At 71.2% G+C, this 24,561-nt stretch carries 20 protein-coding genes and 1 pseudogene; 11 read left to right on the top strand and 10 right to left on the bottom strand.

Annotated features, from left to right (window positions below; all coding sequences use genetic code 11):
• Window positions 1-339: 339 nt before the first annotated feature.
• From OO70_RS55575 to OO70_RS42915, 4 genes are all read left to right on the top strand, one after another.
• A complete protein-coding gene (locus OO70_RS55575) occupies window positions 340-1,767 on the top strand; it encodes a DMT family transporter (RefSeq protein ID WP_063749778.1) in 1,428 nt (475 codons plus the stop codon).
• Window positions 1,768-1,902: 135 nt separating this feature from the next.
• Window positions 1,903-2,142: a hypothetical protein gene (locus OO70_RS42925; RefSeq protein ID WP_043684497.1), complete on the top strand. Its 240-nt coding sequence runs from the start codon at window positions 1,903-1,905 to the stop codon at window positions 2,140-2,142.
• A 63-nt stretch (window positions 2,143-2,205) separates the two neighbouring features.
• Window positions 2,206-3,159 carry a hypothetical protein gene (locus tag OO70_RS42920; protein WP_043684493.1) on the top strand — a complete coding sequence of 318 codons (954 nt, stop codon included), beginning with the start codon at window positions 2,206-2,208 and terminating at the stop codon, window positions 3,157-3,159.
• 110 nt (window positions 3,160-3,269) lie between these two features.
• Window positions 3,270-4,871: a glycosyl hydrolase gene (locus OO70_RS42915; RefSeq protein ID WP_043684490.1), complete on the top strand. Its 1,602-nt coding sequence runs from the start codon at window positions 3,270-3,272 to the stop codon at window positions 4,869-4,871.
• A 107-nt stretch (window positions 4,872-4,978) separates the two neighbouring features.
• Here OO70_RS42915 and OO70_RS42910 read toward each other — a convergent pair whose 3' ends face one another.
• Window positions 4,979-7,924 (bottom strand): AfsR/SARP family transcriptional regulator, encoded by a 2,946-nt coding sequence (locus OO70_RS42910; protein WP_043684488.1) that lies wholly within the window; start codon window positions 7,922-7,924, stop codon window positions 4,979-4,981.
• A gap of 195 nt (window positions 7,925-8,119) precedes the next feature.
• On the opposite strand from OO70_RS42910, the gene OO70_RS51500 reads away from it, so the two are divergent.
• Window positions 8,120-9,667, top strand: a complete 1,548-nt coding sequence (locus OO70_RS51500) for a hypothetical protein (protein WP_051742146.1) — start codon at window positions 8,120-8,122, stop codon at window positions 9,665-9,667.
• 55 nt (window positions 9,668-9,722) lie between these two features.
• Here the strand turns inward: OO70_RS51500 and OO70_RS42900 are convergent, their stop codons facing one another.
• Together OO70_RS42900 and OO70_RS42895 are read right to left on the bottom strand one after the other, a co-directional pair.
• A complete protein-coding gene (locus OO70_RS42900) occupies window positions 9,723-10,478 on the bottom strand; it encodes an SDR family NAD(P)-dependent oxidoreductase (protein WP_043684485.1) in 756 nt (251 codons plus the stop codon).
• Window positions 10,463-11,979: pseudogene (locus OO70_RS42895) on the bottom strand (FAD-dependent monooxygenase). Before OO70_RS42895 ends, OO70_RS42900 begins: the two are co-directional and overlap by 16 nt.
• 70 nt (window positions 11,980-12,049) lie before the next feature.
• Here OO70_RS42895 and OO70_RS42890 point away from each other — a divergent pair.
• Window positions 12,050-12,661, top strand: coding sequence for a TetR/AcrR family transcriptional regulator C-terminal domain-containing protein (locus OO70_RS42890; protein WP_043684479.1), 612 nt, complete (start codon window positions 12,050-12,052; stop codon window positions 12,659-12,661).
• A 57-nt stretch (window positions 12,662-12,718) separates the two neighbouring features.
• Here OO70_RS42890 and OO70_RS42885 read toward each other — a convergent pair whose 3' ends face one another.
• The gene (locus OO70_RS42885) at window positions 12,719-14,035 is read right to left on the bottom strand and encodes a M14 family zinc carboxypeptidase (protein ID WP_043684476.1); all 1,317 of its coding nucleotides are present in this window, start codon (window positions 14,033-14,035) and stop codon (window positions 12,719-12,721) included.
• Between the two features lie 14 nt (window positions 14,036-14,049).
• Window positions 14,050-14,208 (bottom strand): hypothetical protein, encoded by a 159-nt coding sequence (locus OO70_RS54910; RefSeq protein WP_158711592.1) that lies wholly within the window; start codon window positions 14,206-14,208, stop codon window positions 14,050-14,052.
• A 64-nt stretch (window positions 14,209-14,272) separates the two neighbouring features.
• On the opposite strand from OO70_RS54910, the gene OO70_RS42880 reads away from it, so the two are divergent.
• From OO70_RS42880 to OO70_RS42860, 5 genes are all read left to right on the top strand, one after another.
• A complete protein-coding gene (locus tag OO70_RS42880; protein WP_051742145.1) occupies window positions 14,273-15,526 on the top strand; it encodes a HesA/MoeB/ThiF family protein in 1,254 nt (417 codons plus the stop codon).
• Window positions 15,523-16,800, top strand: coding sequence for a hypothetical protein (locus OO70_RS42875; RefSeq protein WP_043684474.1), 1,278 nt, complete (start codon window positions 15,523-15,525; stop codon window positions 16,798-16,800). The genes OO70_RS42880 and OO70_RS42875 overlap by 4 nt, the downstream gene beginning before the upstream one ends.
• A 205-nt stretch (window positions 16,801-17,005) precedes the next feature.
• Window positions 17,006-17,692: a glycoside hydrolase family 11 protein gene (locus OO70_RS42870; RefSeq protein ID WP_043684472.1), complete on the top strand. Its 687-nt coding sequence runs from the start codon at window positions 17,006-17,008 to the stop codon at window positions 17,690-17,692.
• Between the two features lie 38 nt (window positions 17,693-17,730).
• A complete protein-coding gene (locus tag OO70_RS42865) occupies window positions 17,731-18,423 on the top strand; it encodes a polysaccharide deacetylase family protein (protein ID WP_043684469.1) in 693 nt (230 codons plus the stop codon).
• Window positions 18,424-18,645: 222 nt separating this feature from the next.
• On the top strand, window positions 18,646-19,443 hold the full coding sequence (locus OO70_RS42860; RefSeq protein ID WP_043684467.1) for a COG4705 family protein: 798 nt from the start codon (window positions 18,646-18,648) through the stop codon (window positions 19,441-19,443).
• Between the two features lie 52 nt (window positions 19,444-19,495).
• Here OO70_RS42860 and OO70_RS42855 read toward each other — a convergent pair whose 3' ends face one another.
• The 5 genes from OO70_RS42855 to OO70_RS42835 all read right to left on the bottom strand — a co-directional run bounded on the left by OO70_RS42855 (window position 19,496) and on the right by OO70_RS42835 (window position 24,449).
• A complete protein-coding gene (locus tag OO70_RS42855; RefSeq protein WP_043684463.1) occupies window positions 19,496-20,887 on the bottom strand; it encodes a sensor histidine kinase in 1,392 nt (463 codons plus the stop codon).
• Window positions 20,884-21,546 (bottom strand): response regulator transcription factor, encoded by a 663-nt coding sequence (locus OO70_RS42850; RefSeq protein WP_043684460.1) that lies wholly within the window; start codon window positions 21,544-21,546, stop codon window positions 20,884-20,886. Before OO70_RS42850 ends, OO70_RS42855 begins: the two co-directional genes overlap by 4 nt.
• Window positions 21,547-21,844: 298 nt before the next feature.
• Entirely contained in the window at window positions 21,845-22,480 is a 636-nt protein-coding gene (locus OO70_RS42845; RefSeq protein WP_043684457.1) for a hypothetical protein, read from the bottom strand.
• Window positions 22,481-22,520: 40 nt separating this feature from the next.
• A complete protein-coding gene (locus OO70_RS42840) occupies window positions 22,521-23,966 on the bottom strand; it encodes an NAD(P)/FAD-dependent oxidoreductase (RefSeq protein ID WP_106971872.1) in 1,446 nt (481 codons plus the stop codon).
• A gap of 66 nt (window positions 23,967-24,032) precedes the next feature.
• Window positions 24,033-24,449, bottom strand: a complete 417-nt coding sequence (locus tag OO70_RS42835) for an SsgA family sporulation/cell division regulator (protein WP_043684450.1) — start codon at window positions 24,447-24,449, stop codon at window positions 24,033-24,035.
• Window positions 24,450-24,561 lie beyond the last annotated feature (112 nt).

Genomic DNA, 24,561 nt, shown 5'->3' with positions numbered 1-24,561 from the left:
CCGTACCCACGAGTCCGCGTCACGGCCGCGCCGCAGGGACGTGGTCGTTGTGCTGAACCACCTTGTATGTGCGAGCCGTTGTGCCTTTCGCGCCGGCGGCCATGACGGGTCAGCCCCAGCACCTGCCCGACGTAGCGGCTTCCCGGCATTGAGCCGTTTCCGGTGAACGGTTCCCGTGGAACCGCTCGCCACGGAACTGTCCGCCGTTGAACCGCTCGCCCCGGTGACCCGTCGTGCCTCCTGCGCGACCCGGCTCACACCACGAGCCTCCTCGCCTCGGCTCCGTCCCTTCGCCCTGGCGCACCACACGGCACATCACCACGAAGGCTGCTCCTCGTCATGCGCACAAAGCTCGACGCCGTCTCCGTCGCCGCCGTACTGGTGGCGGTGGTCGCGGTCTCCCTGACCGCGCCGTTGACCGCGTACGCCGCCGGCCCCGCACTGGCGCTGGCCTTCGGGCGCAACGCGCTGGGCCTCCTCACTCTGGGGCCGGCGTTCCTGCTGATCCGGCGGCGCGAGATGGGGAAGGTGGTGCGCGGGGAGCGCTTCCTGGTGCGCAGGGAGCAACGGCGTGGCGTGTTGTTCGGCGTGCTCGCCGGCACGGCACTGGCCGTCCACTTCGTCACGTTCATGTCCAGCACGCGGATGACGAGCGTGGCCATGGCGACCGCGCTGGTCGCCACCCAGCCGGTCTGGCAGGCACTCATCGCCACCCTGCTGAACAAGCGCCTCCCGCGCGCCACTTGGGCGGGTCTCGCCGTCGCGGTGGTGGGCGCGGCGGTGGCCAGCGGCGCGGACATGCGGGCGGGCAGCGGGGCGATGGTCGGCGACGCTCTCGCCCTCGCGGGTGCGGTCGCACAGGCGGTCTACACGGCGCTCAGCGAACAGGCCCGACCCGACGTCAGTACGCCGTTCTACTCGGTGCTGTGCTTCTCGGTGTGCACCGTGGAGCTGCTGGTCGCCTGCCTGGTCACCGGCACCCCGCCGGTCACGTTCACCGGTGACACCTGGCTCGCGCTGCTGGGGCTGCTCGTCTTTCCCCAGCTCTTGGGGCTGTTCTCGCTCAACTTCGCGCTCGGCCGGGCGCCGGCCACAGCGGTGAGCGTGATGCTTCTGCTGGAGGCGCCGGTAGCCGCGTTCATCGCCTGGGTGTGGCTCGGTCAACTGCCGGTCGGGAGCGCGTGGCCGGGACTGCTGATGATCATGCTGGGGGTCACCGTCGCCATGACGGCGGACGCGCGCCGCGGGGATCCGGCGGCGGACGGACCCGGCGGGGGGCTCGTCTCCCGCACGTTTCCGCAGCACTCGCTCCTCACCGTGGGTTCCGTGCCTGGCGGCGACCCCTACGCCCCCCTGTGGCACGCGGCGCGGGCGGGCCGGTCCGACGAGGTCGAGGCCACGATACGGAGCCTGGAGAACCAGGACATCCGGGTCCACGGCGTCAAGTCCCCCGAGGCCACGCACTGGATCGAGGTACGAGCCGTCGTCGCCGCCCTCGCCGGAAACCACGGTCTGGCGGCCCGGCTGTGGCTGACCGCCGCCCGGTTCCACTCGTCCCCGGCGCACGCGGACCTGCGCGGGACCCGGGAGTGTCTGGACCGTGCCTTACGCGAGTGGGGCGAGGCCGAGGACGACCACGTCGTCGAAGCGCTGGCCCCGGCACTCAGGACCATGTACGAGCACGATCCGGACCACCGCCCGGACGTCCCGGACGCCATCGACAGACGCCTGCGGGGCAGGGGCATCGACTCCGTGCCGGCGCGGTGACGGCGGGACCCGACCGTGCCCGGCGGAATACCGGACACAGCTGAACCCCCGGGCGTACGCGATCCGTTGTGCCCCCCGAACCGGCGTCGGCGTCCACCCGACGGATCACAGCCGGCGGGTCGGGGAGGTACGCACATGTCCGCTGCCCATACACGGCGGTTCGCGGCGCAGGGGCTGTTGAAGCGGCGCCGGCCGGTGCTGGACACGGACGGGTGGTATGCCCGTCAGGACCTGCCGCGACCGGTCGGCTCCGCCCCGCGGCTTTCCGGGTCCCCGCTGCCTTCCGGTCTGCTGCCGTTGCCGGCGGGATTCGAGCCGGCGGCCACGACGAGTGCGGCCCGGCAGCTGTTCGACGTACTGGCCTCCCGGCATTGAACCGTTCGCGCCGGTGACCCGTTGTCGCCCGTGTCAGCATCTCCGACCCGAAAGAGGGGCAACGTGGCGCTGGACAGGACGACTTCCCCGGGCTGGCGCCGGCTGGCCAAGTCCCCGGCCGCACTGGCGCGGGATCTGCTCAAGACCGAGGGCAGGCTGGCCAGCGGGCGTAGCGTCCCGGGCCCGGACCTCATGGACGGGATCTGGGAGGCGCTGCGACGCCTCTGGGACCGTGTCAGGGGCCGGTCCGGGGCGGGCGGCGGAGGTGCGGCCCCCGACGGCGGACAGGAGGGCGGCCCGCGCGGCCGGGCCCCGGACGCGCAGGGTGGGGACGAGCGGACTCAGGGGCCGCCGCCCGAGTGGCAGCCGATGGTTCCGGAGGAGGTCCAGGCCCTGCTGGAGCGGCAGGCCGGCCTCGAAAAGAGGATCGAGGGGCTTTCGGACACGGAACGCGTGGCCTTCGAGGACGAGCTCGCGAAGCAGCTGATCAAGCCCGAGAACAAGCAGCTGTTCGCAGAGCTCCAGAAACACCCCGAGAGAATGCCGGTTCTCAGAGACTGCTTCAACAACGCGAAGTTCAGGGAGTCGCGGCGGACCGACCCGGACGCGGCCGTCAGGTTCGATGTCGAAGCGGAATTCGTCGCGGCAGCCCGAGCACGTTGGGAGCGTTCGGCGCCACGAAGGGGGCCCTCGACGCGGGAGGCGAGTTTCCAGGATCCGAGCCGGGACCCCAACTCTGACGGCAATGCCTTCCTCGCGGCCGACCACAGGGAGACCCTGAGACAGGGCACCGAGTCGTCCGCTCCGCCAAGTCCCGCGCTTTCGGCGTCTTCCAGGGGCGTGGAGCCGGTCTCACCGGTCAGTCCCACGGGGCGGGAGGTCATCAGAAATTTCTCGCTCCCTCACGGGCGTCTGCCGCCGCCCGGCACCGCTGAGACGTCATCACGATCCGGTGTGTCGAAGAGTCCTGTTCCGTCGAAGAACAACGAGAAAGCCCGGTCGACGGGACGACGATAAACACATCCCCCACCCGCTGAACCATCCCCCGCCCCCATCCGTCGTGCCAGCGGCGGCGACAACTGATCGTCGCGATCCCCACGCGCAAGCCCGACGGAGAGGCACGCTCCATGCGCAGACGCACTTCATTCCTGCTCGCCCTGCTCCTGCTCGTCGTCGGTGTGTCAGGCACCGCCGTGGCGATCCAGGCCCACCGCTCCAGCAGCACGAACATCAAGGGAACACCGGCCGCCGACGTGGGCACCGCCGATCACACCGTCACCCTGCGGAACAACACGGACAGCCGCATCTGGGTCGGCAGCGAGGTCAACGCCGACGGCTCCGCCGCGCTGACCGGGCTGCCGGCGCTGGACCCGGGCCAGTCCGCCACCCTCACCGTCCCGGAGCACGAGGGCGCCGGACACTGGCGCGGCACCTTCTTCGCCCGCCAGGGGTGCAGCGGGGAGGACGGCAGTACGTTCCACTGCGCCGTCGGGGACTGCGGACCCTACGCCGACCACTGCACCCTCGGCCAACAGCCCACCGGACTCGCCGAGTTCAACTTCGACCCGGCCGACTCCCTGGCCCCCTGGTACGACGTCAGCTACGTCGACGCCGTCGCCGCGCCCGTCACCATCACGCCGAACGACGTGACGCCACCCGCGAGCGGCGAGTGCGCGGTGGCGGGCTGCGCCGAGGACCTGCTGTCCGCCTGCCCGGCCGATGACGTGACCAAGGACCCGGGCACCGGCCGGTCGCTGGTCTGCGTCAATCCGAACCGGGACGCGAAGACCCCGTACAGCGACATGATCAACCAGAAGTGCCCGACGGCGTACGCCTGGTCGAAGCAGGACGCCGAGCCCGGCAACAAGGTCATGTACCAGTGCACCAAGTGCAGCGGCCTGACCGTCGCCTTCGGAACCGGCAGCACCGCCCCGGCCGACCCCGGCACCGTCGCCCAGCCCGCCCCCGCCCCTGCCACCAACCCCGTCACCACCGCCGCCTCGACCCGCAAGGGCGTCAGCCTCAACCCCGTCGACGGTGCCTCCCAGGCGCTGGCCGAGTCCGGTGCGTCCTGGTACTTCGACTGGGCCTCCTCCACCGGCGCGGTCACCAAACCGGACGGTGTCGACTACGTCCCGATGATCTGGGGTCCCGGCTCGGTCACCGACGCCGAACTGGGCGCGGCCGTCCAGAACGGCAGCAAGGAGCTGCTCGGCTTCAACGAGCCCGACAACGGCGGGCAGTCCAACATGACACCCGAGCAGGCCCTGGACCTGTGGCCCCGGCTGGAGTCCACCGGACTGCGTCTTGGCGCGCCCGCGGTGGCCTCCGGCGCCGATGTCGACGGCGGCTGGCTGGACCGCTTCATGAAGGGCGCGAGCGACCGCGGACTGCGCGTCGACTTCATTCCCCTGCACTGGTACGGCTCCGACTTCGGCCCCGACGCCGCCAATCAGCTGCGCGGCTACCTGCAGGCCGTCTGGGACCGCTACCACAAGCCGGTCTGGCTGACCGAGTACGGCCTCATCGACTTCTCCCAGGGCACCCCCCGCTACCCCAGCGAGCAGGAACAGACCGACTTCATCAAGTCGTCGACACAGATGCTGGACAGCCTGAGTTTCGTGGAGCGCTACGCGTGGTTCACGCTCTCCACGCAGACCAGCCCGACCGGCCTCTACGACGGGACGACCGCCAACGCCAGCGGCCGTGTTTACCACGACGCGAACTGACCCGGGAGGTGAACCGTCCTCAACTCCCGCCCGTTGTACGGGTGCAGCCTGGCCGTGTCCCCGCCCCCCGGGGCCACGGCCAGGTCGTGATCGAGAGGAGGCTCGGGTCAGGCGGCCCGCTCGGACGTGGCGTCCTGCGCGCCGGTGTCCGGGGAACCGTCCGCCAGCCGGGCGAGGCGCTCGTGGATCTTCGCGGCGTCCCGGTGGTCGAACTCCGCGAAGATCGCCAGTGCCTGCCGCCAGCTGTCACGGGCGGACTCCGGTTCGCCGGCGGCCAGTTGGGCGTCACCGAGGTTGCCCAGGGTGTGGCCCTCGCCCCATCGGTTGCCGATGTCCCGGTGTGTGGTGAGCGCCTGGTGGTAGTGCTCGACGGCGTCGTCGTAGTGGTGGAGTCGGCGATGGGCCGTGCCGAGGATGTCGAGGGTGACGCCTTCGACCCAGCGGTTGCCGTTGGCGCGCAGGACGGTCAACGCCTGCTCCAGGCAGCCGACGGCCTCGTCGAACCGGCCGAGCCGCTGGTAGACGTCGCCCAGGTTGCACAGGGAGATGCCCTCCCCCCAGGCAGTGCCGATGATCCGTTCGACGGCCAGCCCCCGGCGGATGTACTCGACGGCCCTGCCGAGCCGGCCGGACTGCAGATACGTGTCGCCCAGATTGGTCACGGCCGACCCCCTGGCGTCCGCGTCCCCGAGCTCCCGGTAGGCGATCATCGCCCGGCGGAAGATGTCGATGGCCTCGTCGAACCGGCCCGAGCCGCGCAGCGCGGCGGCCAGGTCCGCGAGGCCCTGGGCCTCGCCCCAGCGGTCGTCGCCGGCGCGGGCGGCGGTCAGGCCCGTCCGCGCGGTGTCGACCCAGTCGTGCGTGTGGCTGCGGAGGTAGAAGAACCCCCACAGGACGGCGGGCAGTCGCCACGCGACACCCGGCCGGCCGGACCCGGCCGCCTGGTGGACCGCGGCGACCAGGTTGGCCCGCTCCGTCTCGCACCAGTCCAGGGCCTGGTCGTGCGTCGTGAACTCCAGGGGGCGGCACAGGTCGGGCGGCGGTTCCAGGGGAATCCGGCGACGCTGCGGGGTGATGTGCGGGTAGGCGGCGTCAGCGGTGTGCAGATACCAGGCGAGCAGTCGCTCCACGGCCCGCTCCCGCTCCTGGGGTGTCTCCTCGGCGTGGACGCGTTCGGCGGCGTAGACGCGCAGCAGGTCGTGCAGGGTGCAGCGGCCCGGGAAGTGTTCGGTGAGCAGGTGGGCGCGGGTGAGCTCGACGAGCAGTCCGCGGGTCTGTCGCAGCGGGAGCCCGGCGAGGGCCGCCGCGGCGGGCGCGGAGATGTCGGGTCCCGAGTGCAGGCCCAGCAGGCGGAACAGGCGCGCGGCGGGAGGGGACACCGCTTTGTACGACCAGGAGAAGACCGCCCGTACGTCGGTGGTGATGTCGTCGCCGGAGGCGAAGGCGTCGAGGCTGCCGTGGCTGTCGCGCAGTTCCTCGGCGATGGCACTGAGCGGGAAGCCGGGGTGGGCGACGGCATGGGCGGCGACGATGGCCAGGGCCAGCGGCAGCCGGGCGCACCGCGTGATGATCTCGTCCGTCGCCTGCGGTTCCGCCGCGAGCCGGCCGGTGCCCAGCCGGCGCGCCATGAGGTCGTGTGCCTCGGTGGACGTCAGCTGGTCCAGGGGCAGCGGATGCGCCCCTTCGCCGGCGACCAGGCCGGTGAGCTGGTTGCGGCTGGTGACGATGACCAGGCTGCCGGGGGAGCCGGGCAGCAGCGGGCGGACCTGGTCGGTGTCGCGGGCGTTGTCGAGGAGGATCAGCATCCGCCGCTGGGCGAGCATGCTGCGGTACAGCGCCGTCTGGGCGTCGAGGCCGGAGGGGATGCGCATCGGGGGGACGCCGAGCGCGCCGAGGAAGGCGCGGATGGCCTCGTCCGGCGTCACGAGCGAGCCGGTCGGATCGAAACCGCGCAGATTGACGTAGAGCTGTCCGTCGGGGAAGCGGCCGGCGACCTCGTGCGCCCAGTGCACGGCCAGGGTGGTCTTGCCGATGCCCGCCATACCGCCGATCGCACTGATCACCACCGTGGCCGGGGTACCGCCCTGCGCGGGCAACAGGGCCCGGGCCCGGTCGAGTTCGGGCCGCCTGCCGACGAACGTCGGTAGATCGGCGGGCAGTTGGGCCGGGCGGGCCGCGTGCACGAGGGCCGGGGAGGCGGGGGGCACCCGGGAGGCGGGGGACACCGGGGAGGCCGGAGCCGCGGGCGGAGCCGAATGTGCGGGCGGACCGGCGTCCAGGGTCGCGTCGGCGGCCAGTATGCGGTCGTGCAGTTCCTGCAGCGGCGCACCGGGTTCGATGCCCAGTTCGGCCACCAGGGTGCTCCGCGTGCCGCGGTAGGCGGCCAGCGCCTCGGCCTGCCTCCCGGACCGGTAGAGCGCCAGCATGAGCAGCCGGCACAGCTGTTCCCGTAACGGATACTTGCCGGTCAACGAGATCAGTTTGGCGATCACCTCGCCGTGGCGCCCGCGTTCGACTTCGATGTCCAGCCAGGTCTCCAGGGTGGCCAGCCGCTCCTCGTCCAGCCGGGAGCCCTCGGATTCGGCCAGGGGGCCGGGGAGACCGGTGAGTGCCGCTCCGTGCCACTCGCCGAGCGCCGAGCGCAGCAGCTCCGCGGCGGCGGACAACTCCCCGGCGGCGCGCAGCCGCCTCGCCTTTGTGACCCGCTGCTCGAACACGGCGAGATCCAGGCCGGCCACCGGCAGCCGGACCAGATACCCGTCCCCGACCGACACGACCACCCGTGGAGTCCCGGCCGGCTCCCGCCCCGGTTCCAGTACCTTGCGCAGGCGCGACACATAGGTCCGCAGGACGGACACGGCAGCCGTCGGCCGCTCCTCGCCCCACACGGCGTCCAGGAGTTCGGCGAGAGCGACCGAGCGTCCCCGCCGCAGCAGCAGCGCCGCCAGGACCGCCCGCTGCTGTGGCGAACCGAGGTCCAGTTCCTGTTCACCGCGCCACGCCCGGACCGGCCCCAGCACGCTGAATCGTACGGAATCTTCGTAGCCGTTCACCCACCGGACTGTACTCAACAGCCTTGTCCCACAAGACATCTGACGGAGAGTGACCGGTCTCGATCCGGTTGCGGACGTCCTGGCGGCACTGGGATTTGAACCGTTCCCCAGCGGCGCCCGTTGCGCTACCCGGGGACCGTCACGCCGTTCCCGACCGGGGCCGTTTCGGCCGGGAGACGTCAGAAAGGAAGAGCCATGAGCCGGGGTGAAGAGACGGACGAGCCGACCACGGGGGACGATCGGGCCGTGTCCGGGGAACCGGTGGATCTCAGCCAGCCGGCGTCCGCCGGGGAGGTGTCCGAGCCGGCGCCCCGCTACGCGGTGGTCATCTCCGGAGACGGCTCGGCCGCCATCGACGGCGAACCCGTACCGGTGGCGGAAGGGGAGGCGGTCGACGCCGCGATCCTCGACAGACTTCAGGGATTCGCACGTGACCGGAACGCCACCGTCACGGCGACCATCTCCGATCCCGCCGCGGGGTACGTGGCCTTCGTCGAGGTCGCCCCCGACGGTTCCAGCAGCCTTGTGGAGCAGGAGGAGCGGCAGGAGCAGCGGGAGTTGCCGCTGGAGCCCGCCGAACTCGTGGTACACGCTGAGCCGTTGGGACCCGTGGCGGGAACCGGCCTCTTCGGAGCCGACGACGACGATCTCTATGACGCCGGCGACGGTGTTGCCGACGACAACGATGACGGCAACGAAGACAGCATCGACGAAGACGAAGACGAAGACGAAGACGATGAAGGCTTCGACGTCGAGGCGTACACACGGGAGCAGGAGCGCCAGCGCCGACTCGCGGGGCCGCCTCCGCCCGCGCCCGCCGCCCGCCCGAGCTCGAAGGTCGCCCTGGGGAACGGCTCGCGGCAGTCGGACGACGAGTACGGGTCGCCCGGTCTGCTCCACAAGCCCCTGGTCGTCGGACCGGTGGCCGTCGGCGTGGCCGCTCTCATCATCGTTCCGCTGGTGATCCTGGGCAGCAGTGCGCCGGACGACGGAGGACGTCAGAAGCAGACCTCCCGTTCGAGCGCGGAGAAGAGCAGCAGTCCCCAGGCCGTGGAGACGGCGCCGACCGCCTCCTCGACCGTGAGCGCACTGCCCAGCGCGACAACCGCGTCACCGTCGGCCAAGCCGAAGGCCTCGAAGGGGGCGAAGGCCCCGAAGAGCGGAGGAGGGGGCGGAGGAGCGGGAGGCGTCGCAGGGGTCACCGTCACCGTGACCGCGAAGCCACCGCAGGCCACCGTGACCGCGAAGCCCGCGCAGGACACCGCGGCCACCGCCGTGAACCGGCTCCACCGGAGCGACCCGTCCGGGCGGCACATCTGCTACCGCGCGTACCTCTCCGGACAGGGCTGGCAGAAGCCCGTCTGCGACGGCACGCTCGCCGGAACGACGAGCGGGACCCATCCGATCAAGGCCCTCAACATCGCGGTGTACGGCGGCAGTGGCTCGGCCGCCAACGCCGTCGTGCACGACGCCAACTCGACCAACGGCCAGGGCAAGTGGGAACCGCAGTGGACGGCCGTCATGGGCGACGGCAAGAACGACTACATCGGCAGCACGAAGTCGAGCGCCCCCTACATGACGGGCTTCGCCATCAACATCGGCAGCGGCCAGCTCTGCCGGACCGCCAAGGTCCACGGCTACGACTGGGGCAGTTCGGACTGCACCCAGCCACGCCCCGGCTTCATCTTCGGGGGCACCATGGAGAACACGCGCTGGCTGGAGGCCGTCAAGCTCTGGGTGTGAACGGAGCGAAACGGGACGCAAGCCTCCCCGGCCTCCTCCCTCTGCCCCAACGGTGTCAAAACCCCCGCCGAGCCCCACCATCCACCGACACCATCACCCCGGTCACATAGGAAGCCGCCGGTGACAGCGCGAACGCGCCCACGCGGCCGAACTCCTCCGGCGTTCCGTACCGGCCGAGCGGGATCGCGGACTCGTTGGTCGTTCGGCTGGCGTCGGGGTCGGGGGCGAGGCCGTCCAGTTCGCGCATGCGGGCCGTGGCGATGCGGCCCGGGAGGAGGCCGACGACGCGGATTCCGTGGGGGCCCAGTTCGTCCGCGAGGGACTTGGCGAAACCGGCGAGTCCGGGGCGCAGGCCGTTGGAGAGGGCCATGCCGGGGGCCGGTTCGTGGGTCGTGCCGGAGAGGACGAAGCTGATGGAGCCGCCTGGCTGCAGTTCCGCGGCGGCCGCTCGGGCGAGGCGTACCGCGCCCAGGAACACCGACTCGAACGCCGCCTGCCACTGGTCGTCGGTGACGGCCGCCGTGGTGCCCGCGGGCGGGCCGCCGACGCTGATGAGGATGCCGTCGAAGCCGCCGAACAACTCCCGTGCGGTGGCGATCAGTTGCCGAGGTGCCCGTGGGTCGGAGTTGTCCACCGCGACTCCGGCCGCGTTCGGGCCCAGCTCGGCCGCCGCCTCGGCGGTGCGCTTCTCGTCGCGGCCGGTGACGATCACCTTGGCGCCGTCGGCGGTCAGTTCGCGGGCGACGGCGTGGCCCAGGCCGCGGGTGCCGCCGGTGACGACGTACACCTTGTTCCTCAGTCCCAGATCCATGAGTTCGGCTCCTTCTGTTCGGTTCCTTCTAGAGGCCGAGGGTCGTGGTGATGACGGCGGCCACCTGTAGCGCCAGCTCGGTGTCGTCCTGTTCCGTCCACGCCCGTGCGACGTGTCCGTCGGGGCGGACCAGGGCCGCGCGTACGTCCGCCCGCGCGGGCCGGGTCTTGTCGGGTGCGCCGGTGTGCACCGTCACCCGGTGCTGGGCGCGATCGGCGAGTGCGCCGACTTCCGTGAGGTCGAGCAGGACGTACGCGTCCGCCCGCAGCGCGGCGAACAGGGTGGTGTCGGTGAGGGGGAGGTCGGGGGCGCGGGTGCCGGTGACCGGGTGGGCCGTGGGGTCGGTGCTCGGGTAGGCGACGTCGAGCGCGGTCAGGCGGCCGGACAGTACGTCGCTGAACTCCCGTGACTGGGGGACCATCCGGCTCAGCAGGTCGCGCAGGGCCAGGCCCTCGGGGGAGAAGGCGTGGAACAGGTAGGTCTGCGCGCGGCTGTGCTCCATCAGCTGCTCGCCGACCGGGTGGCGGTCGGTGTGGTAGCTGTCCAGCAGCCCGTCCGAGGCCCAGCCGTCGATCGTCGCGGCCAGCTTCCAGCCGAGGTTGAAGGCGTCCTGGAAACCGACGTTCATCCCGACCCCGCCGGTGGGGAAGTGCTGGTGGGCGGCGTCGCCCGCGAGGACGACGCGTCCGCGCCGGTAGTGGGAGGCGAGGCGGGTGGCGTTGCCGTAGCGGGAGAGCCAGGACGGGTCGCGCATGCCGAAGTCGTCGCCGGCGATGTCGACGACCTTCTGCCGCAGTTCGTCCATCGTGAAGTCGCCGGGCCACTCGGTGGTCACGCTGTCGGGGCTGGTGCCGGCGATGCGCCACCGGTTGTCGGGCAGCGGTACGACCATCAGCCCGCCGCGCTCGTTGAAACGGTTGAAACCGGGCGCCGGCGGATTGTCGAAGAGGACGTCACCGAGCCAGCCGAGATGGGTCGAGGGCGTGCCGGGGAAGTCGATCCCGGCGACCTCGCGGACAGTGCTCCGGGAGCCGTCGCAGCCCGCGATGTACTCCGCCCCGATCTCGTACGGCCCCTCCGGCCCCTCCACCCGCACGGTCACCGCGTCCGCGTGCTCGGTGAAGCCGGTGACGCGGTGCCCGCGCCGGACGGTGGCGCCGAGCCCGCGGGCGTACTCCTCGAAGAGCGCCTCGGTGCGGGCCTGGGGGATGAAGAGGGTGTACGGGAACGGGGTGTCCAGGACGGAGAAGTCGAGCCGGTCGGCGAGGTTGGCGAAGTGGCCGGTGGAGATCTTCAGGCTCTCGTCCAGGAAGCGTTGGTGGATACCGCGCGAGGCCAGCACCTCGACGCCGCGCGGGTGCACGGTGAGCGCCTTGGAGCGGTCGTCGATCTCGGTGCGGAGTTCCAGGACGGTGACGGAGATGTCGTTCAGGCGTAGCTCAGCGGCGAGCCAGAGGCCGACGGGACCGCCTCCGGCGATGACGACCTGCTGGGTTTCCATGTGATCACCCTCTTGTCGATCGGCTTCTTGGTCACTGACCAAGACTCTCGCGGTGCAGTAAACTAGGTCAGTGACCAAGACGCAACAGGGTGACCGGCTGGATCCGGCCACGGTGATCCGCGCGGGGCTGGACCTCCTCGACGAGAAGGGCCTGGACGCGGTGACCACGCGAGCCGTCGCCGACCGCCTCGGGGTGCGGATCAACACCGTGCAGTGGCATGTGAAGACCAAGGCCCGCATGATCGAGCTCATGGCGGACGCCGTGATCGGCGAGATCCCGCTGACCGACCTGCCCGCCGACCCCGCCGACCGCGCCCGCGAACTCGCCCGCCGCTTCCGCCGCGGACTGCTGTCCCACCGCGACGGCGCCGCGCTCGTCGTCGGCACCTACGCCGCCGAGCCGGGGACCCTGCGCTTCGCGGAGGCCCTGGTGGAAGCGTTGCTGAAGTGCGGGCTCGGTGACCGCGAGGCCGCGTGGACCTCGTGGGCGGTCGTCTACTTCGCGCTGGGTCTCACGCAGGAGGAACAGGCGGTCGATCAGCGCCCGTTGGGCGACATCCTGGCGCGCGCGATCTCCGGGACGACCCATCCCGCCCTCCACCGGGTGGCCGGACATCTCGCGCCGGGGGCGTTCGAGGAGCGGTTCGAGTTCGGGGTGGACGCGATCCTCGGCGGGCGGTGAGAGCCCCTGGTCCCTCACGTGGACAGCCGCAGCGCAGCCGCTCAGCTGTTCAGCCGCTCAACGGAGTGCCTTCAGCGCGCTCTCGGCGCCGGCCAGCACCGTCCGTGCCTGGTGCTCCACCTGGTGACGGACGGGTACCCAGCGCACCCGCAGGGCCTCTTCGGCGTCCGTGCACCAGGTGGTGAACAGCTCGTCGAGTTCGCGGTGCAGCGCCGGGGCGGCCCTGTCGTCCGATGCCTTCAGGAGTCGTAGCAGAAGGCCTGCCGCGCGGATCGGCTGGCGGCGGGCCACGATGTTCAGGGCCGAGACCTGGGCCGTCGTCAGGCGGTGCGGGTCGTCTTCGCCGGACGCGGCGGCGGCAGCGGCCTGGCGGGCGAGGGGGGTCCAGGAGTCGGCGACCATGTCGTAGAGGCCGTCGGCCATCCACTCCAGCACGCGGCGGAGCGGGTCGTCCTGGGGCGGTGGCAGAAAGCCGCGTGCCTTGTCGAGGACGGCGGTCACCTTGCGGCCGCCGTCGCGTACCAGGTCGGCCAGGTCGCGCAGGGCGTGTTCGGCGTCCGGGTGCGGGGTCAGGTCCTGCGCCAAGTCGCTTGCCCACATGGGGACTTCGACGATCGCGGTGACACCGCCGTAGCGCAGGGGTGCGCACCAGGTGGACGCCCCGATGTTCTCCGATCCGGCCGCAAGACGGTCGGTGCTGTCCGGTGGGGGCAGGACGTAGACGGCGGGGCTGGGGTTCTCCCAGTACAAGGCGTCGTACGTGCCGTGCTGGAGCGGGATGCCCAGCTCCGCGGCGGACGCCCGGAAAGGCGCGGCCAGTTCGGGGAGGTCGCGGGTCAACTGGACCCAGCTGCCGCCCACATCGGTGCTGTGCAGGGAGCACTGGAGGAACGGCCGTAGTTCGTCGATCAGTTGGAACAGGGTGCGGCTCTCGGGGAGCGGGTGCGCGACGATCGGCGCCCACTCCGGTTGTTCCGCCGCGATGGGGCGGTAGGTGGTGCGGTAGTAGCCGCGCAGCGTGTGGTCCGTCGCCGGTGGACCCTCGGTTCCGGCCTCGCTCAGGGCGGCGCCGTCCGGGTCGAGACACAGGACGATGTCCCAGGTGACGAGGGCGGGATCGGTCGCCGCGGTCAGCCGGTGGCCGCGTGCCACCTGCTCCGCCAGCGCGAGCGCGGTGGCGCCGCCGACCGGTTCGTCGGGGTGCGGTCCCGCGACCACCAGGACGTGGTGCGGGCCGTGTCCCACGGACAGCAGCAGGATCGGACGGCCCGCGCGGGACGTCCCGATCCGGCGCAGCCGGCCGGCCTCGGGATACCGGGAGACCAGCCGCCGCGCCGAGTCGGTGACCTCCGCGACCGTGGGGTAGCGGGTCATCGGAGCGAATCTGGTCAGTTACCGCTGGGACCGCTGTCGCTGGTGGTCTCCTTCTTGTCCAGCGGGCGGATCTCGATCTTGTTCGCCATGCCGGTTCCTTCCGGTGAGGGCTGTGGCGTGCGGTGGCTCGCGCCACGCAGTGTCTTGACGTGCTCTTGCCAGAGTTCGCGCACGGGACGACGGTTGTCAACGACTGTTGGTTTCGCAGGAGCCGGTGCTCACGAGATTGGCGCGAAGATGACGGTACGAGCGATGCGACGGCCCCGGATCAAGCCGGAACACCGGGCCTATCGCACGGTGGACGGCCACATCCGGATCGGGAGCGTCGTCTACGGCATCGGTTCCGAGGTCAAGGATCCCGACGGCTGGGTGTGGACTCTGGTCGAGACGATGGACGGCACGCGGAACGCCGAGGAGATCGTCGCCGAGGTGTCCCGTCGCCACCCCGAACTCCCGTTACCCGCCCCGGACATCGTCCAGGCGATGACGGACCTGACCGGCGCCGGGTTCGTGGAGGACGCGGGCGCCGACCCACCGGCGGAACTGTCCGAGCGGGAACGCGAGCGGTACGGCAGGGGGATGACCCTGCTGCGTTGGATGGATCTCCGGCCGAGGGCGAGCGCGTGGGAACCGCAGGTGTTGCTGCGCCGGGCCCGGGTGTTGCTGATCGGCGTCGGCGGCACGGGTGGGGCCGCCGCACGGGATCTGGTGGCCTCCGGTGTGGGACGGCTGCACTGTGTCGACCCGGACGTGGTCGACCTCTCCAACCTCAACCGGCAGACGCTGTTCCGTGAACACGATGTCGGTACGCCGAAGGTCGACGCGGCACTGAGGGAGCTGCGGGCGCTGAACTCGGAGACGGTGGTCACGGGGGAGCGGCGGGAGGTGCGGGGGGAGACGGATCTCGAAGCGCTGCTGCTGACAGGGGTGGAGGGCGGCTCCGGTGTTCAAGGTGTGCCGAGTGGGTCGGAGGGCCGTGGTCAACTGCCCGCGTACGACGTGCTGTTGCTGGCCGCCGACCGGCCCGCCGTGATCCGCAGATGGGCCAACCGGGTCTGTCTGGACTCGGGCATGCCGTGGGCGGAGGCTGGCTATCGCGGCCCGCTGGTGAGTGTCGGCGTCTTCGCTCCCGGCCGGGGCGCGTGCTGGGAGTGCCTGCGCATCGCCGAGGCCGAGCGACGCGAACTCCGGCTCGCGCCCGGCCAGGACGAGGACGTCGCCTCGCCCCGCATGCAGTGGAATCCGGCCAACGCGGTGACGGCGGGCCTGTCCGGCGGTCTGCTCGCCCACGCGGCCATCGCGCTGCTGTGCGGTGTCCCACCGGTCGACCCCGGCTACCGGTTCGGCCTCAACCTGATGGTGCCGGGCGACCCGATCATGCAGCGTTCGGGGCGACGGGGGGACTGTGCTGCTTGTTCGGCGACGGCGATACCGGCACGGACACCAGCACTAGCACAGGCACCGGCTGAGAACCCCGGGGACCACTCGTGACCGATCCGGACACGGACACGGATTCGGACGCGGACGCCCACCCCCGCATCGAGCCGTCCACGCGCATCCTCCTGCACGACCTCGCGACCCGGCGTGACCGGGACGAGTGGATCGTGGGCCGTATGGCCACCCGGACCTTCGTCGCCCTCCCGACGGCCGGTGCGCGGGCGGTGGAACTGCTGGGCGCGGGGCTGAGCGTGGCTCGTACGGCGGAGCTGCTGCGTGCGGAGACCGGGGAGGAGTTCGAGATCACGGACTTCGTCAGGGATCTGGCCGCGCTGGGGTTCGTGGCGCGGATCGGGGACCGCCCGGTTCCGGACGGTGAACCGCCGCGCGCGTCACTGCCGTGGCTCCGCCCCCGCCAGGCCCGGTTCGCCCTGCATCCGGCGTTGCCCGTGTTCGTCGGAGCGCTGCTGGTGGCCGCCGTGGTGGCCCTGATCCGGCGCCCCGAACTGCTGCCGGGCTATCGCGACCTCCTGTGGAGTCCGCACGGCAGCTTGGTCCTCGTCAGCGGCGCGGCGGCCGGGTGGGCACTGGTGCTGGCCCACGAGTGGGCGCATCTGATCACCGCCCGCGCGGCAGGCGTGCCGGGGAGGATACGGCTGGGCACCCGGCTGCAGTTCCTCGTCATGCAGACCGACATCAGCGGCATCGAACTCGCGCCCCGCCGCCACCGGTTGACGGCCTACCTCGCCGGCATCGCCCTCAACCTCTCCGTCGCCGCGACCCTGGTCCTGACCCTCGCCCTGACCGACACCGGCCCGGACACCGGGACCACGACCACCCAACGCCTGCTGTCTGCCGCGCTGTTGCTGGCCCTGCTGCCGCTGCCGTTCCAACTCATGGTCTTCACCCGCACGGACCTGTACTTCGTCCTCCAGGACCTCACCGGCTGCCGGAATCTCTACGGCGACGGTCTCGCCTACGCCCGCTACGTCTTCCGGCGTGCGCTACGACCGTTGCGCCCCGGCCGGGTCTCCGGTCCCGGTGACCCGAGCACCCGTCTGCCTCCGCACGAGCGCCGAGCCGTACGCCTCTACAGCGTCGTCCTCGTGGTCGGCACGGTGGCCTGCCTGACGTTCATGGCCACCGTGACGCTGCCCGTCGACGTCACGTTGCTGGTCCGCGCGGTGCGGGGACTGGGGCCGGAACACGGCCTCGCGGGCAACGCGGACTCGGCGGCGGTGCTGATCACCCTGGGCGGGATCAACGTCCTGTGGGCGGTCACCCGGTGGCGCAACCGCCGTTCCGCACTACGGTCGGAAGATCGGTGAATTCTTCGAAACATTCGATCGAAACATTCGGGCATCGGATCTTGAAACTTCGCCCTTCCTTTGGGGTCCCCGGCCGTGAATCGTTCAAGGTGACGTGTGAGCTGCGCATTCTTGATGATCGCTCGCCCTGACGCGCCAGCGAATATTTCGCACCCGGCACCGAAACTATTGACAGTTGACAGGGGCGTACCAACACTGACGCCGCATGGACACCACACCCGCACGCACCACGAACCGCTTCAGGCTGTTGGCCGGCAGCGCCTGTGCCCTGCTGCTGGCCCTCCTCGCGGCGATGACCCTGCCCGGCACCGCCAGTGCCGCCACCGTGATCACCACGAACCAGACCGGTACCAACAACGGCTACTACTACTCGTTCTGGACCGACTCCCAGGGCACGGTCTCCATGACCCTCAACTCCGGGGGCAACTACAGCACCACCTGGAAGAACACCGGCAACTTCGTGGCAGGCAAGGGCTGGAGCACCGGCGCTCGCCGGAGCGTGACGTACTCGGGGACCTTCAACCCGTCGGGCAACGGCTATCTGTCGCTGTACGGCTGGACGTCGAACCCGCTCGTCGAGTACTACATCGTCGACAACTGGGGCACCTACCGGCCCACGGGCACGTACAAGGGCACCGTCACCAGTGACGGCGGGACGTACGACATCTACAAGACGACGCGGTACAACGCCCCCTCCGTGGAAGGCACGAAGACCTTCGACCAGTACTGGAGCGTCCGGCAGTCGAAGCGCACCGGCGGCACCATCACCACCGGCAACCACTTCGACGCCTGGGCCCGTGCCGGGATGCCGCTGGGCAGCTTCAGCTACTACATGATCCTCGCGACCGAGGGCTACCAGAGCAGCGGGAACTCCACCATCACCGTGAGCTGACCCACAGCCCGACTCCCTTTGCTGGAGGACCACTTCACATGAAAGCCGCACCGCACCTCTCGTTACGCTCCCTGGTCGCCACGCCGGCCGTCGTCGCCCTGGCCGCCGCGGGTACCCTCGCCGTCGGCGTGAACTCCCCGGCGCAGGCCGCCACTTGCGGCGGCTACGTCGGGCTCACCTTCGACGACGGGCCGTCCGGCAACACACCCACCCTGCTCAACTCGCTGAAGCAGAACGGACTTCGGGCCACGATGTTCAACGAGGGCCAGTACGCGGCCGCGTACCCGGCACAGGTCAGGGCTGAGGTCGCCGCCGGTATGTGGGTCGGCAACCACAGCTACACCCACCCGCACCTCACCCAGCAGACCCAGGCGACGATCGACTCGGAGATCTCCCGGACCCAGCAGGCCATCGCGGCCGCGGGCGGCGGCACGCCCAAGCTGTTCCGGCCGCCGTACGGCGAGACCAACGCGACGGTGAAGGCCGTAGAGGCCAAGTACGGTCTGAAGGAGATCATTTGGGACGTCGACTCGCAGGACTGGAACGGCGCGAGCACCGACGCGATCGTCCAGGCGGCGGGCAGGCTCACCAACGGGCAGATCATCCTCATGCACGACTGGCCGGCCAACACGGTCGCGGCGATCCCGCGCATCGCGCAGGGACTGGCCGCCCGCAACCTGTGCGCCGGAATGATCTCGCCGCAGACCGGTCGTGCCGTCGCTTCTGGATAGTGGCTCATGGGCTGGCGCGGCAATGGCGTCCACGCGGCGCGGCGGCCTTCGCTGTCGCGCCGCGTGTACCACCCGAAGCACGCCCCTGACCAGGGCATCGGGCGCCGCGTTCAGGTTGTGTTCAGGCTCGGACGGGCCTCGGGAAACTCATGCACCGGAAGCCCCAAAGCTCTGGCAAAGGGGTCTGGGACAACCCTTGGACAGCGTGCCATCGTGCCTGCCATGACGACTGATCACCTCACGCACGACAGGCCTTCGCGCCGCATCCGGCACGCGGCGAGCAAGGTGCCGGAGGTGACCGTCTACTTCTGGATCATCAAGGTGCTGACGACCGGCATGGGGGAGACGGCCTCCGACTTCCTGGCCCACGCGTTCGGCCCGATTCCCGCCGTCGGCCTCGGCGGTATCGCGCTGGTGGCCGCCCTGGCGGTGCAGTTCGCCGTGCGGCGCTACGTGGCCTGGATCTACTGGACGGCGATCGTCATGGTCAGCGTGTTCGGCACGATGGCCGCCGACGTCCTGCACGTCGGCCTCGGCGTGCCGTACGCGCTGTCGACGCCGTTCTTCATGGTCGTACTGACCGCCGTCTTCGTCCTCTGGTACCGCAGCGAGGGCACCCTGTCGATCCACAGCATCCACACCCGGCGCCGCGAGGCCTTCTACTGGGCCGCCGTGCTCGCCACGTTCGCGCTGGGCACGGCCTGCGGGGACCTCACCGCCACGATCGGCCTCGGCTACCTGGGCTCCGCCGTCCTGTACGGCGTCGCGATCGCGGTTCCGGCCGTCGCACACCGGTGGGGCAACCTGAACGCGGTGACCGCGTTCTGGGCGGCGTACGTCCTCACCCGCCCGCTCGGTGCGTCCGTCGCCGACTGGATGGCCGTCGGTCACCAACGGGGCGGTCTGGCCTGGGGACTCGGTCCGGTCACGCTGGCCTGGACGGTGGCCATTCTCGGCTTCGTCGGCTATCTCGCCGTCTCGCGCAAGGACATCCGGCACGACGCCGATGCCCTGGCGTGACGGTCCGGCGTCCGGTGCGTGGCCGTCTGATGGGTGGCCGTCCGGTGCGTGGTCATCCTGTCGGCAGGCTGATCACGAACCGCGCCCCTGAGGTGTGACTGGAGTCGTACGTCACCTCGCCGCCCGCGGAGCGGGCCAGGCGGCGTGCCAGCGGCAGGCCGAGGCCCGCGCCGCCGTGGCCGTCGCCGGGATCCGCGCGACGGCCGGGCTCGAAGAGCTGCCCGACGAACGGGGGCGGTACGCCGGGCCCGTCGTCCACGATGTCGATGCGTACGCCGTCCGGTGCGCCGTCGGGGGTGCGGTACGCGCTGACGGTGACGAGCGAGTCGGCGTAGCGGCAGGCGTTGGCGAGGAGCGGGCTGACGATGCGTTCGAGGAGGGCGGGCGGGACCCCGGCCACGAGGTGCGGGCCGGTCGCCGTGATCGTCAACTGGCCTGGTGCGTACGGGACTTCGGCCAGGCGGTGCAGTACGGGCATGACCTCGGCGGTGCCGGGCGCGGTGAGGGTGCCGTCGCGGGCGTCGTCCAGGAGGGTGTCGCAGATGGTGCGCATGGACTCGGCGGCATCCGCGATGACCTGGTGGGTGGCGCGGGTCTGGTCGGCGGTGCGGGGGTGGGCCTGCCACCAGTCGAGCTCGGCGACGATCCGGCTCAGCGGGGTACGCAGCTCGTGCGAGAGCTCGCCGGTGAGCTGGCGCTCGTAGCGCAGAAGGGTGCGGATACGGTCCAGCAGGGCGTCCAACGACCCGCCGAGACGGGCGAGTTCGGCCGGATGCCGCATGCTGCCGAACCGTTCCTCGGAGGCGACCGCGCTCCACTGGGTGGCCTGGTCGGTCATCGTGCGGACGGGGCGCAGCGCGCGGCCGACGGCCAGCCGGGTCAGGGCGTAGGTGCACGCGAGCATGACGGCGTCCAGGGCGAGCGAGCCCAGGAGCAGGGTGTCGGCCGAACTGCGGTAGGGAGAGAGGTCCAGCGCGGTGACCACGGTGGCCCGGCCGCCCGCTCCGGGTACCGGGTGGGAGCACAGGCGGAGGGGGCGTTGGACCGTGGTGGTCACACACCGCTGTCCGCCCCGCGCGGCGAGCGCGTCGGCGACACGGGTCAAGTGGCCTGCGGCCGGCGGCTGTTCGAGCAGATGCCGGCCGGCGTAGATCCACACGTTGGCGTCGAGGAGGTCGTCGTGGGACGTCTCCAGCACCCGTACCGTCCCGCCGCTGGTGTCGACGGTCGTCGCGACGGCGGCGGCACGGGTGCGCAGCTCGTCGTCCGCCTGATGCCGGAGGCGGTGCCCGGCAACGGAGTTGAACGCCACGGTGAGCACCAGCATCAGCAGCGTGGCCGTGAGCAGCGCGACGAGCGAGAGCCGGCCGCGCAGGGTCCGGGGTGGCAGGCGGTGGAGGACGGCGGTGAGCGCCGCCGCTGGTCGGTGGCGGGTGTCGCTCACGACAACCGGTGTCCGACCCCGCGTGCCGTGCCGATCGTCCGGGCGCTGCCCGCCTCGCGGAGTTTGCGGCGCAGGCGGGTCAGGTACTGGTCGAGGGTGTTGTCGTGGACCTGGGCGCCTTCGGGCCAGCCCGCGCGGATCAGTTCGCGGCGGCTGACGATGCCGCCGGAGGCCGCCATGAGCGCGGCCAGGAGGCGGAACTCGGTCGGTGTCAGGTCGACCCGGGTGTCCCGGACGTCGACCGTGTGCCGGACGGCGTCCAGCACCAGGTCTCCCGCCGTGGCGGCGGGCGGTGGCGCGGCCCGTTTCAGGGCCGCCCGCAGCCGGGCCGCGAGTTCGGCGAGATGGAACGGCTTGGGCAGATAGTCGTCGCCCCCGGCCGAGAACCCGGCGAGCCGGTCGGGCAGCCGGTGATGCGCGCTGAGGAAGATCACCGGGGAGAGGAACCCGTTCGCCCGCATCGCCTGGCACACGTCCCGCCCGTCGGCGTCGGGCAGCCCGATGTCGAGCACGGCGGCGGAGACGTCGGCGGTGGCCAGACGCAGGGCGGTGGCGCCGTCCGGCGCGGGGACGGTGTCGTAGTCCTCGTCCCGCAGTCCGCGCATCAGCACGTCCCGCAGGGCGTGATCGTCCTCGACGACCAGGATGGTCCGGCGCATGATCCTCCCTGACTACAATCCTGTAGACGGTCTACGAAACTGTAGACGATGTCGGGTCGGGAGCGCGCCGGACGGCGATCAGGACGCGTTCGCGGTCGTCCTGGTGGTCCAGCTCACCGGCGGCGGTACCCAGCGCGAAGGCGAACAGCACGGCGAGCCCGTAGTAGGCCTTGCGGCCGGCAGCGCGCTGTTCCTGGCCGTCGTCCTCGGCCTGGTGGTGTACCTCGCGGTGACCCGCAGGGACGTCATCGACCGCGGGCGCCTCGCGCGGCAGGCGGACGGGGAAACCGCGCCCGAGTCACTCCCGTCCGGCCGCCGGACCGAGGGCCGCCGCGATCGCCGGGGTGACGGGGTGCCCGGCGAGGACGTGGCGGACGGCGTCGAGGGGAACGGGACGCTCGTAGTAGTCCTCGAAGTGGGCCTGGACCGTCTCGGGGGAGCGGTCGGTGAGGAGGTGGAAGAGGTGGTCGGAGCCGTCCGGGTGCGTGTTGCCTGCCGGGAATTCGATGGCCGAACCGGCGCGCCAGGCGGTGTCGCCGGTCTCGCGCCACAGGCAGGCGGTGACGCGGGTGTCGCCGATGTACTCGTCGTGGAAGGCGGGATCCTCCAGCAACGGGCGCAGCGCGACCGGCACTTCGTCGACGACACCGGGCCAGACCTGCTTGTCGTCCGTGCCGTACGGGCTCATCTCCGACTCGTGGTCGAAGCCCCGTATGAGCACACCGGCCGGGGTGAAGAGGACGGAGAAGTCGTCCCCCGAGCCGTTGTCCATCAGGGCCGCCTCCTCGTCCGGGCCCCAGTCCGCGTCGAAGACGTACTCGACGAACTGCGGATCGTCGCCGATCGTCGCGTCCAGGACGGCCAGCGCGCGCAGGTGGACGCGGAGTTCGGCGGGGTCGGGGAGAAGGGCGGCGGTCTCGTGCACGGTGCTCATGACGTCATGAAAGCAGCCGCCACTGACAACCCGGCCCGCACTAGGCGGTGAGCCAGGGCAACCGGATTCCGGCGTCGGCCAGCAGCCCTCGTTCCGCTGCCGTGAACGTCGGCTCGTCGAGTTGCGGCCGCAGCGGTCCGATCAGCGCGGCCGCGAGGACACCGGGCCGGAGCAGGGCCGTGCCCGGGGACTGGAGGGTCAGTACCTCCGTCATCGCGGTCGCCACGTGGAACGAGCCCGTGGCGGTGTGGGACAGCCGGCTGACGTACCGCTGCAGGAGCCGGTCGGCCGCGCCCGCGTTCCTGCCCTTTGTCGTCCGGTAGTGGATGTCCTGTCCTACGGCGAGACTCCAGGCGAGTTCGACAGGGGCGGCGATGGCACGCTGCGCCGCGCGGGACAGGCCGTCGGCGAGACCCCGGGACGCCAGTCGGGCGCGGAGCGCGACGGCGCCGATGGCCGCCACCGACATGCCGTGCCCGTACACGGGGTTGAACGCGGCGACCGAGTCGCCGAGCGCGACCAGGCCCTCGGGCCAGGACTTGAGACGCTCGTAGGAGTAACGGCGGTTGACCGTGCTGTGGGTCAGGGCGACATCGGTGAGCGGCTCGGCGTGGGCCAGGAGGTCAGCGATCACGGGGTGGCGGAGTGTGCGTGCGTAGGGCTCGAACTCGGCTGCCTCGCGGGAGGGTTGGGCGCCCGGGGTGCCGATCAGGCTCACGTGCCAGCGGCCGTCCTCGATCGGCACGATGCCGCCCGTACGGCCGGGTTCGCCTCCCCGCGGGTCGGCCTGCACGCTGATCACGGGCCAGTTCCGGGTGGAGACGGGCGCGCGGTAGATCCGGCTGGCGTACGCGAAACCTGAGTCGATACGGTCCTCGGCCACGCCGGAGATGCCCAACTCGGCCAGCCACTGCGGAGTGCGCGCCCCTTTTCCGGAGGCGTCGACGACCAGATCCGCGCTCAGTTCGGACTCGGTGCCGTCAGCCGCGCGCAGCCGTACGCCGGTGACGCATTGCGAACTCCCCAGCAGGGCGGTGACTTTGGTGTGGGGGCGCACGCTGACGCGCGGGTCCTTCAGCACCTGTCTGCGGACGACGGAGTCGGTGAGGTCGCGGCTCGCGGTGATCAGGTAGTGGGTGTCCCGCTGCCAGCGCCGGTACCAGCCCTCGGGCGAGTAGATCAGCATGTTCGTGGTCACGGGCACACGGTGGGCACCCGCGCCCAGCAACTCCTTGACGGTGCCCGGCAGTAGGTCCTCGATGGCGTTCGCCCCACCGGACAACAGGACGTGGAAATGCGCCGCTTGGGGAACGCCCGGGCGTGACTCGGGCCCCTCGGGCAGTCCGTGCGCCTCGATGATCTCGACGCTGTCGACATGCTCCTTGACCGCGGCGGCGGCGAGCATGCCGGCGAGACTGCCGCCGACGACGACGGCACGGGTGGACATCCGGGACATCCGGGGCGGCCGCTGCGGCGATTCACTCATGAGGGGAAGATAACAAGCTCAATTGGCATACCACAGAGGGCAGTTGCCGCCTGTCCGTCCGTCGCGTCACGCGCCGTCGAGCAGTGAGGCGAGCCCTCGGTCGAGGGACGGCTCCAGGGCCTCCCGGCCCGGCTCGGTCACCCGGTAGGTGCGGCGCAGGAAGTGGTGCAGGGCGACCGAGTCGAAGCGGATCATCGCGATGCCCTCCGGCGAGTGGAACTCGACGGCCGTATGGGCGGGGCCGTACGGCCTGATGTGCACGTTGCCCATTCCGGCGGGGGTGCCGAGGCCCTCCTCCAGGAGCGCCCGCGCGAAGGTCCACGTCACCTTCTTGCCGTCGAGCGATATCCAGGCGGGGAAGAGGAGTTGGACGGCGAAGGGGTCGCCGGAGGAGTAGCGAAGGGTCACCGTCACGGCCAACTCCTGGTCGTCGTCGGCGATCAGGCGGGCGCTCGTGGGCTGTTCCAGGGTGAGGTGGCGCATGGGCGGTCTCCGATTCGGGCGGGGCGGCGGCCGTGGTGCCGACACACCCTCCTTGATCACGTGGAGGGGCCTTTGATTACGCGGTTGCGCGAAGCAATTCATGTGACCTGTG

The organism is Streptomyces xylophagus, assembly GCF_000716435.1.
GTDB lineage: Bacteria > Actinomycetota > Actinomycetes > Streptomycetales > Streptomycetaceae > Streptomyces > Streptomyces xylophagus.
The sequence above is the reverse complement of the archived record's forward strand: the minus strand, read 5'-3'. Positions and strand labels throughout refer to the sequence as shown.

Excerpts from the sequence above, each read along its gene's own strand:
- OO70_RS51500 (WP_051742146.1), top strand. The coding sequence starts at position 8,120 with ATGAGCCGGGGTGAAGAGACGGACGAGCCGACCACGGGGGACGATCGG.
- OO70_RS42880 (WP_051742145.1), top strand. The coding sequence starts at position 14,273 with ATGACGGTACGAGCGATGCGACGGCCCCGGATCAAGCCGGAACACCGG.
- OO70_RS42860 (WP_043684467.1), top strand. The coding sequence starts at position 18,646 with ATGACGACTGATCACCTCACGCACGACAGGCCTTCGCGCCGCATCCGG.
- OO70_RS42925 (WP_043684497.1), top strand. The coding sequence starts at position 1,903 with ATGTCCGCTGCCCATACACGGCGGTTCGCGGCGCAGGGGCTGTTGAAG.
- OO70_RS42900 (WP_043684485.1), bottom strand. The coding sequence starts at position 10,478 with ATGGATCTGGGACTGAGGAACAAGGTGTACGTCGTCACCGGCGGCACC.
- OO70_RS55575 (WP_063749778.1), top strand. The coding sequence starts at position 340 with ATGCGCACAAAGCTCGACGCCGTCTCCGTCGCCGCCGTACTGGTGGCG.
- OO70_RS42915 (WP_043684490.1), top strand. The coding sequence starts at position 3,270 with ATGCGCAGACGCACTTCATTCCTGCTCGCCCTGCTCCTGCTCGTCGTC.
- OO70_RS42885 (WP_043684476.1), bottom strand. The coding sequence starts at position 14,035 with ATGACCCGCTACCCCACGGTCGCGGAGGTCACCGACTCGGCGCGGCGG.
- OO70_RS42865 (WP_043684469.1), top strand. The coding sequence starts at position 17,731 with ATGAAAGCCGCACCGCACCTCTCGTTACGCTCCCTGGTCGCCACGCCG.
- OO70_RS42840 (WP_106971872.1), bottom strand. The coding sequence starts at position 23,966 with ATGAGTGAATCGCCGCAGCGGCCGCCCCGGATGTCCCGGATGTCCACC.
- OO70_RS42870 (WP_043684472.1), top strand. The coding sequence starts at position 17,006 with ATGGACACCACACCCGCACGCACCACGAACCGCTTCAGGCTGTTGGCC.
- OO70_RS42835 (WP_043684450.1), bottom strand. The coding sequence starts at position 24,449 with ATGCGCCACCTCACCCTGGAACAGCCCACGAGCGCCCGCCTGATCGCC.
- OO70_RS42850 (WP_043684460.1), bottom strand. The coding sequence starts at position 21,546 with ATGCGCCGGACCATCCTGGTCGTCGAGGACGATCACGCCCTGCGGGAC.
- OO70_RS42845 (WP_043684457.1), bottom strand. The coding sequence starts at position 22,480 with ATGAGCACCGTGCACGAGACCGCCGCCCTTCTCCCCGACCCCGCCGAA.